Source organism: Kitasatospora sp. MBT66, assembly GCF_000710405.2.
Taxonomy (GTDB): Bacteria; Actinomycetota; Actinomycetes; order Streptomycetales; family Streptomycetaceae; genus Kitasatospora; species Kitasatospora purpeofusca.
The window spans coordinates 740,387-750,450 of sequence record NZ_JAIY01000006.1; the positions used below are offsets into that span (position 1 = coordinate 740,387).

The 10,064-nt window shown below is 75.2% G+C and carries 9 protein-coding genes; 6 read left to right on the forward strand and 3 right to left on the reverse strand.

Annotated elements, in window-relative coordinates:
- The first annotated feature begins 127 nt into the window (after positions 1-127).
- The gene (locus tag BI06_RS15800) at positions 128-1,843 is read left to right on the forward strand and encodes a bifunctional 3'-5' exonuclease/DNA polymerase (protein ID WP_051741104.1); all 1,716 of its coding nucleotides are present in this window, start codon (positions 128-130) and stop codon (positions 1,841-1,843) included.
- 31 nt (positions 1,844-1,874) lie between these two features.
- Here BI06_RS15800 and dhaM read toward each other — a convergent pair whose 3' ends face one another.
- Positions 1,875-2,267, reverse strand: coding sequence for a dihydroxyacetone kinase phosphoryl donor subunit DhaM (gene dhaM, locus BI06_RS15805; RefSeq protein WP_043468718.1), 393 nt, complete (start codon positions 2,265-2,267; stop codon positions 1,875-1,877).
- Positions 2,268-2,409: 142 nt separating this feature from the next.
- Between dhaM and dhaK the strand changes: the two genes are divergently transcribed.
- On the forward strand, positions 2,410-3,405 hold the full coding sequence (gene dhaK, locus BI06_RS15810) for a dihydroxyacetone kinase subunit DhaK (RefSeq protein WP_043468721.1): 996 nt from the start codon (positions 2,410-2,412) through the stop codon (positions 3,403-3,405).
- Positions 3,406-3,455: 50 nt separating this feature from the next.
- Positions 3,456-4,103, forward strand: coding sequence for a dihydroxyacetone kinase subunit DhaL (dhaL, locus tag BI06_RS15815; RefSeq protein ID WP_030395098.1), 648 nt, complete (start codon positions 3,456-3,458; stop codon positions 4,101-4,103).
- Between the two features lie 81 nt (positions 4,104-4,184).
- Here dhaL and BI06_RS15820 read toward each other — a convergent pair whose 3' ends face one another.
- The gene (locus tag BI06_RS15820; RefSeq protein ID WP_043468723.1) at positions 4,185-4,682 is read right to left on the reverse strand and encodes an RICIN domain-containing protein; all 498 of its coding nucleotides are present in this window, start codon (positions 4,680-4,682) and stop codon (positions 4,185-4,187) included.
- Positions 4,683-4,848: 166 nt separating this feature from the next.
- Complete coding sequence (locus tag BI06_RS15825; RefSeq protein ID WP_043468725.1) at positions 4,849-6,039, reverse strand: PP2C family protein-serine/threonine phosphatase; 1,191 nt, start codon at positions 6,037-6,039, stop codon at positions 4,849-4,851.
- A 177-nt stretch (positions 6,040-6,216) separates the two neighbouring features.
- Between BI06_RS15825 and BI06_RS15830 the strand changes: the two genes are divergently transcribed.
- From BI06_RS15830 to BI06_RS15840, 3 genes are all read left to right on the forward strand, one after another.
- A complete protein-coding gene (locus tag BI06_RS15830; RefSeq protein WP_094745606.1) occupies positions 6,217-7,158 on the forward strand; it encodes a PrsW family glutamic-type intramembrane protease in 942 nt (313 codons plus the stop codon).
- Positions 7,159-7,562: 404 nt separating this feature from the next.
- Positions 7,563-7,781, forward strand: a complete 219-nt coding sequence (locus tag BI06_RS15835) for a heavy-metal-associated domain-containing protein (protein ID WP_030395102.1) — start codon at positions 7,563-7,565, stop codon at positions 7,779-7,781.
- A 71-nt stretch (positions 7,782-7,852) separates the two neighbouring features.
- Positions 7,853-10,064, forward strand: a 2,212-nt coding sequence (locus BI06_RS15840; RefSeq protein ID WP_043468726.1) for a heavy metal translocating P-type ATPase, incomplete at its 3' end; no start/stop codon positions are given.

Here is a 10,064-nt window from a genome sequence, read left to right on the forward strand (position 1 = left end):
GGGCGCGGGCGCGCCCCGGCCCGGCCGCGGAACGGCGCGGCCCCGGTTGTCGTACCCTCCCGCTACCGTCGGCACGACCGGCCGTACGCCCCCGGACGGTCCCCGTCCGCTCGAGAGGAGGAGCCCCGTGGCACCCAGGATCGCCCTCGCCCCCGACCCGCACGGCCGCGGCGGCCGGCTCCAGCCGCTCGACGACGCCGGGGTCCCGCTCGGCCCGCCCGTCCCCGTGCCCGACCTCGCCGCCGCCGTCGCCGGGCGGGAGGCCGCCGAGCACCCGCGCTGGGTGTGGGCCGCCGCCGACTCCGGTTACGACCCGCTGCTCCCCCGACTGCCCGGCCGGCTCGCCCGCTGCCACGACCTGCGGCTGGTCGAGGCGCTGCTGCTCGCCCACGAGGGCCGGTTCGGCGCCCCCCGGTCGCTGGGCGCCGCCTGGGCCCGGCTGCGCGGCCTGCCGGTGCCCGCCGACCTGCCCGAGCCGGGCTCCGCGGAGGCCGACGACGGCCAGGACACGCTGTTCGCCCCCGACCGGCTCCAGCTGCCGCCCGGCACCGACCCGCTGGCGGCCGTGGTCGCCGTCCACGCCGAGCAGCAGCGCCGACTGGCGGCGATCGAGGACCAGGAGGCCCGGGGCCGGTACCGGCTGCTGCTGGCCGCCGAGTCGGCGGGCGCGCTGGCCGCCGCCGAGATGGGCCACGACGGCCTGCCCTGGCGGACGGACGTGCACGACCGGCTGCTCACCGAGCTGCTCGGCCCCCGCCCGACCGTCGCCGGCGCGCAGCCGCGCCTGCTCGCCGAGCTCGCGGCCGAGCTGCGGGAGGCGCTCGGCGGCCGGGTGTTCAACCCCGACTCGCACGCCCAGGTGCTGCGCGCCTTCGCCGAGGCCGGCATCCAGCTCGGCTCCACCCGCTCCTGGGAGCTGAAGCGGATCGACCACCCGGCGGCCCGGCTGCTGATCCGCTACAAGGAGCTGTCCCGGCTCCATGTGGCGCACGGCTGGGCCTGGCAGGACGCCTGGGTGCGCGACGGCCGGTTCCGCCCCGAGTACGTGGTCGGCGGCGTGGTCTCCGGCCGCTGGGCCAGCCGCGGCGGCGGCGCGCTGCAGATCCCGCGCATCCTGCGCCGGGCCGTGGTCGCCGACCCGGGCCGGCTGCTGGTCGTCGCCGACGCCGCCCAGTTGGAGCCGCGGGTCCTCGCCGCGCTCTCCCAGGACGCCGGGCTGGCCCGCACCGCGGCCGGCGGCGACCTGTACGAGGCGCTCGCCGCCTCCGCCTTCCAGGGCGACCGCGACAAGGCCAAGCTCGGCCTGCTCGGCGCCATGTACGGCCAGACCAGCGGCGACATCGGCCCGCTGCTGGCCACCCTGCGCAGCCGCTACCCGGCGGCGATGGGCTACGTCGAGGCGGCCGCCCGCACCGGCGAGGACGGCGGCGTGGTGGCCTCCCGGCTGGGCCGTCCGTGCCCGCCCGCCTCGGCCGACTTCCTCGACCTGACCGAGGCGGGCGAGGCCGGCGGCGAGGAGGGCGGGCGCCGGGCCCGCTCCCGGGGCCGGTTCACCCGCAACTTCGTCATCCAGGCCAGTGCCGCCGACTGGGCGCTGGCGCTGCTGGCCGCGCTGCGCCGTCGGCTCGCCGAGCTGCCGGTGTCCTCGGCGGCGGACCGCCCGCACCTGGTGTTCTTCCAGCACGACGAGGTGATGGTGCACACCCCGGCCAATCTGGCGGACGAGGTGGCGGCGGCGGTCGACGCGTCGGCGGACGAGGCCCGTCGGCTGGTCTTCGGCGAGACCCCGGTCCGCTTCCCGCTGAGCACCGCCGTGGTGGAGTGCTACGCCGACGCCAAGTAGCGGAAGCCGCCGCTGCCGTCGACGCTGCAGCTCACAGCTTGCGGAAGCCGCGCGCCTCCTCGGCGGCGGCCACCACCTCGGCCAGCGCGGCCCCGGTCGAGGCGGTCACCGCGGCGGCGACCGCGCCCTCCACGAACGGCGCGTCGACCAGCACGACCCCCGGGCGGGGCTGGTCCTCCAGCACGGTCAGCGCGGTCAGCACCGAGCTGCCGAGGTCCGGCAGCATCACGGCGCCCGCCCCGGAGTCCGCGGCCGCCACGGCCCGGGCGATCAGCTCGTAGCTGCTGCCGAGCCCGCCGTCCTCGGTCCCGGCGGCCACCACCACCCGCACCTCCGCCGAGGCGAGCTCCCCCAGCAGTTCCCTCAACCCCGCGGCCAGCGTGGCGCTGTGCGAGACCAGGACGATGCCCACGTGTCCACTCATGCCCCGACCCTAGAGCCCGTCAGGCGTCCGACAGTTACTCCGTTCGAGTGAGACTGCGGGTGGCGGGCCGGTTCCGGGACGCCGGAGGCCCGTCCGGCGTAGCGTCGGGTCAGCACCGTCGGCCGAGGGGAGCGCGTACAAGGTGAAGAAGCTCATCAACACCGCGGAGAGCGTCCTGGAGGACGCGCTGGCCGGAGTGGCCGCCGCCCATCCGGAGCTGGCGGTGGACCTCGCCGCCCGGGTGATCACCCGGGCGGTGCGGCCACCGGCCCCCAAGGTGGCCCTGGTGTCCGGCGGCGGGTCCGGGCACGAGCCGCTGCACGGCGGCTTCGTCGGCCCCGGCATGCTGGACGCGGCCTGCCCGGGCGAGGTCTTCACCTCGCCCGTCCCGGACCAGGTGCTGGCCGCCGCCGAGGCCGTGGACTCCGGCGCCGGCGTGGTGTTCGTGGTCAAGAACTACACCGGTGACGTGATGAACTTCGAGCTCGCCGCGGAGCTGGCCGCCGAGCGGGGCATCGAGGTCCGCACCGTGCTGGTCAACGACGATGTCGCGGTGGAGGACTCCACCTGGACGGCCGGCCGGCGCGGCACCGGCGCGACGGTGGCGGTGGAGAAGATCGCGGGCGCGCTGGCCGAGCGCGGCGCGCCGCTGGACGCGGTGGCGGCCCTCGGCGAGCGGGTGAACGCGGCCTCCCGCTCGTTCGCGATCGCGCTGACCGGGGCGACCGTCCCGGCGGCGGGCCGGCCCGGCTTCGAGCTGGCCGAGGACGAGATCGAGGTCGGCGTCGGCATCCACGGCGAGCCGGGCCGCCGCCGGGAGAAGCTCCGCCCGGCCCGCGAACTGGTCGCCGAGGTGGTGTCGACGATCCTCACCGACCACCACCTGACCGCCGGGGACGAGGTGATCGCCCTGGTCAACGGGCTGGGCGGGACGCCGCTGCTGGAGCTGTACATCGCGTTCGGCGAGGTCGCCGCCCGGCTGGCCGAGCACGGCATCACGGTGGCCCGCAGCCTGGTCGGCAACTATGTGACCAGCCTGGACATGGCGGGCTTCTCGCTCACCCTCACCAAGGCCGACGCGCAGTTGCTGGAGCTGTGGGACGCCCCGGCGGACACCCCGGCCCTCAAGCGCGCCTGAACCCGCCCCGCACCTGCCACCTGCCCGGGCCACCTGAAGGAGTTGTCCGCATGGACGTCGACACCCGTCTCGCCGAGGACTGGGTCCGCGCGATCGCCGCGGCGGTCGAGCGCGAGCACGAGCGGCTCACCGAGCTGGACTCGGCGATCGGCGACGGCGACCACGGCAGCAATCTGCGACGCGGCTTCACCGCCGTGCTCGCCGTCCTGGACGGCCCGGACGCGCCCGCGCCGGACGGCGGCCCCGGCGCGCTGCTGACCAGGACCGGCACCACCCTGATCTCCAAGGTCGGCGGCGCCTCCGGCCCGCTCTACGGCAAGGCCTTCCGCGCGATCGGCGCCGCGCTGCCGCCGGGACAACCGCCCGCCGACGCCGCCGGGTTCGGCGAGGCGCTGGCCGCCGGGCTGCGGGCGGTCCGGGACCTCGGCCGGGCCGAGCCGGGGGACAAGACCCTCGTGGACGCCTGGACGCCCGCCCTGGAGGCCTACCGGGCGGCGGTGGCCGCCGGGGCCGGACTGCCGGAGGCCGCCGCGGCGGCGGCCGGGGGCGCCGAGCGGGGCGCCCGGGACACCGAGCCGCTCCAGGCCCGCAAGGGCCGCGCCTCCTATCTCGGCCCGCGCAGCGTCGGCCACCGCGACCCCGGCGCCGCCTCCACCGCCCTGCTCTTCCGGGCCCTCGCCGACATCACCGCGGGCTGAGGCCGCCGTCGGGGCCGGGGACCGGGGCGCCACCGGCTCCGCCCCGCTCGCGCGCGTCCGTACGGACGGGGCGGCCGTCGGTCAGACCGACCACTCCTGCTCGGGGATCCTGCTGTTGGAGCAGGTCCACAGGGTCAGGTAGGCACCGTCGCCCATCGAGCCGCCCTTGTTGGTGATGCACTTGCCGCCCCAGGACGTGTAGATCTTCATCGGGTCGAGGGCGACGACGAACTTCTGCGGCGAGGTGTAGCTCCAGTCGCAGGTCCACAGGGTGAGGACGGCACCGTTCTCGGCGCTGGCGTTGCCCCGCGGGGTGAGGCACTTGCCGCTGGCCTCGTGGTAGATCCAGCCGCCGCCGCGGTAGGTCCACTGCTGGAGGTCGCTGCCGGTGCAGCTCCAGGTGGTCACGACGGTTCCGTTCGCCGTGCTGTTGCCCTGCGGGGTGGCGCACAGCGGCGCACCCAGGTAGTAGCCGTCGCGGAGCTGGTTGTACGTGATGGCGCTGGCGGTGCCGCTGTTGGCGAACGCCAGGCCGAGGACGGCGCACAGGGTGAGGAGCAGCGAATGAAGTCGCCTCATGGCGATCCCCCGGTTTCTCGATCGTGGCTGGACGGGCGGGGCGGACCCCGCTCCGGCTCGGACGCCGGGACCCCGCGCGGCCCCCGGCGGCATCGAACCTAGGCCCGATCGGCGCGGTCGTGTGTGCGCAGCGTGCACGCTTGCTCGACAATCCCTGCGGTCCGGTTCAGGGACCTGCGGTCCAGTCCGGGTCGGTGCGGGTGACGAGCAGCAGCAGCGCGTCGTCCCGCAGCTCGCCGCCGGTGTGGGCGAGCAGGTCGGCGTAGACCCGGCCGACGGCCGCCTCCAGCTCGGCGGCGGAGCGGGCCGCGCCGCGCACCAGCGGCCCGACCCGCTCCGCCAGCGGGTAGAACTCGCCGTTGTCCCGGTGCCTGGCCTCGATCACGCCGTCGGTGCACAGCACCAGTACGTCCTCGGTCCCGAACGTCTGGTCCCAGGTGCTCGGCTCGCCGTAGGCCAGTCGGCCGAGGCCGAGCGGCACCCAGGGGTCGGGCGCGTCCAGCACGTGCGCCAGGCCGTCCTGGTCGACCCGGATCGGCGGGACGTGCCCGCACTGGAGCAGCTCGACCGTGCCGGGCCGGCGGAACTCGGCGAACAGCGCGGTGGTGAACTCCCCGTCCGGCACGTGCCGCTCCACGCTGGCCTCGATCCTGGCGGCCACCCCGGGCAGTCCGGCCTCGTCGTACGCGGCCTCGCGGAAGGCGCCCAGGACCACGGCGGCGGTCTGCACCGCGCCGAGCCCCTTGCCGCGCACGTCGCCGACCGCGACCCGGGTGCCGTGCGGGGTCTCCAGGACGGAGTAGAGGTCCCCGCCGATCTTGGAGGCGTCGGCGGCGGAGACGTACCGGACGGCGAGGCGCAGCGGTCCGACGACCGGCCCGGGCAGCCGCAGCAGAGCCCGCTGCGCGGCCTCCGCGACGGAGCTGACCGCGGCGAAGGCGGCGGCCCGGCGCATCCTGATCCTGGCGACCCAGGCGGAGAAGACGGTGAGCAGCAGATAGCTGATCATCGCGCCCCAGAGGAAGCGGGCGTCGTTGATGGTGTCGACCTCGTCGTAGTGGCTGAGGCCGAAGACGGCGAGCAGGCCGAGCGCGCAGACGCCGAGCAGTTCGAGCGGCCGCAGGGTGAGCGCGGCGATGCTGGGGACGACGGTCATCAGGGGCGCGAGGTAGCGGTCCCGGCCGGAGTAGAGGTCCGCGAGCCCGACCAGCACGATCGCGAGCAGCGCGGGTGAGGCCCGGCGCCAGAACGGGATGTCGAGCAGGTCGACGGCGAGCAGCGCGCCGCGCCGCCGGGCCGGCGGCTGCCCGGCGCCGGTCGGATCGGACGGCGACTGGGCTCGACGGATCGGGAACACATATCGAACATAACGGACGATCAACCCGCCCACCCCCGCACCCGCCCCGTACCCCCGATCGCGGGCACTCCCCCGGACGCGGGCACCGTCACTCCACCGACTGCGCCAAAAGGTACCAAAGCACCCAATCCGTCATACAGTGCGACGAAAGCGGATCACACAAGGGAGCCCTCACCGGTGTCCGGATACCGCAACACCCCCCACCTCTCCGCCCCGTCCGTACGCCCCTCGGCCCGCCCCGCCCAGTGGCCCCGGATCCTCCTCGGCGGACTGCTGCTGTGGATCGCGACCGTCGCCGTCACCTTCCTCACCGGGAACAGCAACCTGGTGCCGACGATCGTCCTGCTCGGCAGCTTCCTCGTCCCGGTCACCGTGGCGACCCGGGCGTACGAACGCCACACCACCGGCCTCGGCGCCGACCGGATCCTCGGCTGCTTCGGCGTCGGCGGCCTCATCGGCGTACTCGGCGCCTCCGTCCTGGAGACCTGCCTGCTCTCGCCCTCGGCCTGGACGCACCTGGGCGTCGGCCTGATCGAGGAGGCGGCCAAGCTGACCGCCCTGGTCCTGGTCAGCCGGCGACTGCGGGTGAGCGGCCTGCGGTACGGCCTGGTACTGGGCGCCACCGTCGGCGCCGGCTTCGCCGCCTTCGAGAGCGCCGGATACGCCTTCAACGCCGTACTCACCACCGACGGGCTCTCGCTGCGCAACCTGGTGGAGACCGAGATCCTGCGCGGCGTCCTGGCGCCGGTCGGCCACATCCTGTGGACGGCGCTGCTCGGCGGCGTGCTGTTCCGCGAGCGGCGCGGCGGCCGGTTCCGGCTCACCCCGCCGGTCCTGCTCACCTATCTGGGCGTCTCGACGCTGCACGCGCTCTGGGACTCGACGAGCGGCATCGCGGTCTGGCTGGTGGCCCGCAGCACCTCCGCCGAGTGGCAGCGCGCCCTGTTCGAGCTCGGCCGCCTGCCGAGCCCGACCACCGAGCAGGTCCACCTCTACACCCTGTACGACACCACCGGGCTGCTGCTGGTCGCGCTCGGCGGTCTGTACTGGCTGCGCCGGCTGGTCCGCGGCGACCGGCGGTCCCCGATCCCGACCCAGCTCCCGTCCGCCCCGCTCTGACACCCACCCTGCGCCCCGCCCTGCCCCCGCTCCGAGCCCGCTCCGAGCCCGCTCCGAACACCCGCCCCCTCACTGCTCCGATCCGCCCCGTTCCGGATCGAACCAGAACGGCCCTCCGTCCGACTACTGGGAGGGGCCCCACCCAGGACGCCCCCACCGGTGCAGGGATCCGGACCCGCGGCACTCGAATCCACCCGCGCCACCGGCGCGGATTCGAGCGGAGCGTGTCCGGACGCCTACGCTCTGCTCTCGGAAAACGTTCCGGCCGCACGCGGCGCGACAAACGGAATGCGATCCACACCACACCATCCGCACTCGTACGGAATACCCCCCAAGGGTATGGTGTTCCCAAGAGCAGGGCCCGGGCGTACGCTCGCGGCCGTACCGAACCTTCGGAGGCCCCGATGTCCAGCACCATCACCTACACCGTGACCGGCATGAGCTGCGGACACTGCGAGAACTCGGTGAGCAAGGAGCTCTCCGGCCTCGCCGGGGTGACGGAGGTCTCCGCAGACGCCAAGGCCGGTACCGTCACCGTCTCCACCAGCGACCAGCTGGACGACGAGCTGGTCCGCGCCGCCGTCGACGAGGCCGGCTACGAGCTGGTCGGCCGCTCGGCCTGAGAGCCCCCGCCGCGCGGCGGGGTCGGCGACCGCCCCCCGCCGCGCCCCTCCCCCTAGGAGCTGATCAGCACATGAGCACCTCCACCCCGGGCTCCACCTCCCCCGACGCGACGAGCGCCATAGCCGGCCCGGCGGGACCGACCGCCGTCCGCGAGCGCGTCGAACTGTCGATCGGCGGCATGACCTGCGCCGCCTGCGCCGCCCGGATCGAGAAGAAGCTCAACCGGATGGACGGCGTCGAGGCCACCGTCAACTACGCCACCGAGAAGGCGAGAGTCGACTTCGGGCCGGACGTGAGCGTGGCCGACCTCGTCGCCACCGTCGAGGCCACCGGCTACACCGCCGAACTCCCGCCCCCGCCCGTGCCCGCCGCCCCGGCCGAGGCGCCCGCCGGGACCGCCGCCGGCACCGGGTCGGCCGACCCCCTGCTCGACCGGCTGCTCGTCAGCGCCCTGCTCAGCCTGCCGGTGGTCCTCTGGTCGATGATCCCGGCGCTCCAGTTCACCAACTGGCAGTGGCTGGCCTTCGCCCTCACCGGCCCCGTCGTGGTGTACGGCGGCCTGCCGTTCCACCGCGCCGCCTGGACCAACCTCAAGCACGGCGCCGCGACCATGGACACCCTGGTCTCGCTCGGCACCCTGGCCGCCTTCGGCTGGTCCTTCTGGGCGCTCTTCTGGGGCGACGCCGGCATGCCCGGGATGCGGCACGAGTTCTCGTTCTCGGTCGGCGACACCGACGCCTCGTCCATGCTCTACCTGGAGACGGCCTCCGCCGTCACCGTGCTGATCCTGCTGGGCCGCTACCTGGAGGCCCGCTCCAAGCGCCGAGCCGGGGCCGCGCTGCACGCCCTGCTGGACCTCGGCGCCAAGGACGTCGCCGTCCTCCAGGGCGGCCGCGAGGTCCGACTGCCGGTCGACCGGCTCACCGTCGGCGACCGGTTCGTGGTCCGCCCCGGGGAGAAGATCGCCACCGACGGCGTGGTGGTGGAGGGCGCCTCCGCCGTCGACGCCTCGATGCTGACCGGCGAGTCCGTACCGGTCGAGGTCGCCGTCGGCGACACCGTCACCGGCGCCACCGTGAACGCCGGCGGCCGGCTCGTGGTGGAGGCCACCCGGGTCGGCGCCGACACCAGGCTCGCCCGGATGGCCCAACTGGTCGAGGACGCCCAGAACGGCAAGGCCGCCGCCCAGCGGCTCGCCGACCGGATCTCCGCCGTCTTCGTACCGGTGGTCATCCTGATCGCGCTCGGCACCCTGATCGGCTGGCTGCTGGCCACCGACAGCTCGACCGAGGCGTTCACCGCGGCCGTGGCGGTGCTGATCATCGCCTGCCCGTGCGCCCTGGGCCTGGCCACCCCGACCGCCCTGATGGTCGGCACCGGCCGCGGCGCCCAGCTCGGCATCCTGATCAAGGGCCCCGAGGTGCTGGAGAACACCCGCCGGGTCGACACCGTCGTGCTCGACAAGACCGGCACCGTCACCACCGGCCGGATGACCCTGCTCGCCGTCCGCACCGCGGAGGGCACCGCCGAGGACGAGGCCCTGCGCCTGGCCGGCGCCCTGGAACACGCCTCCGAGCACCCCATCGCCACCGCGATCGCCACCGCAGCCGCCGAACGCCTCGGCACCCTGCCCGCCGTCGAGGGCTTCGAGAACGTCCCGGGCCTCGGCGTCCAGGGCGTCGTGGACGGCCACGCCGTCGTCGCCGGACGCGAGGCCCTGCTCGCCGAATGGGCGCAGCACCTGCCGACGGAGCTGGCGGAGGCCAAGCGGGCCGCCGAGGCCGCCGGACGGACCGCCGTCGCGGTCGGCTGGGACGGCGCCGCCCGTGCCGTCCTGGAGGTCGCCGACGCCGTCCGGCCCACCAGCGCCCGGGCCGTCGCCGAACTGCGCGCCCTCGGCCTGCGCCCGGTCCTGCTCACCGGCGACAACCGCGCCGTCGCCGAGGCCGTCGCCGCCGAGGTCGGTATCCCGGCGGAGGACGTGATCGCCGAGGTGCTGCCCGAGGACAAGGTGGCGGTGGTCGAGCGGCTGCAGGGCGAGGGCCGGGTCGTCGCCATGGTCGGGGACGGCGTCAACGACGCCGCAGCGCTGGCCCGGGCCGACCTCGGGCTCGCGATGGGCACCGGCACCGACGCCGCCATCGAGGCCAGTGACCTCACCCTGGTCCGCGGCGACCTGCGCTCCGCCGCCGACGCCATCCGCCTCTCCCGAAAGACCCTCGGCACCATCAAGGGCAACCTCTTCTGGGCCTTCGGCTACAACGTCGCCGCGATCCCCCTGG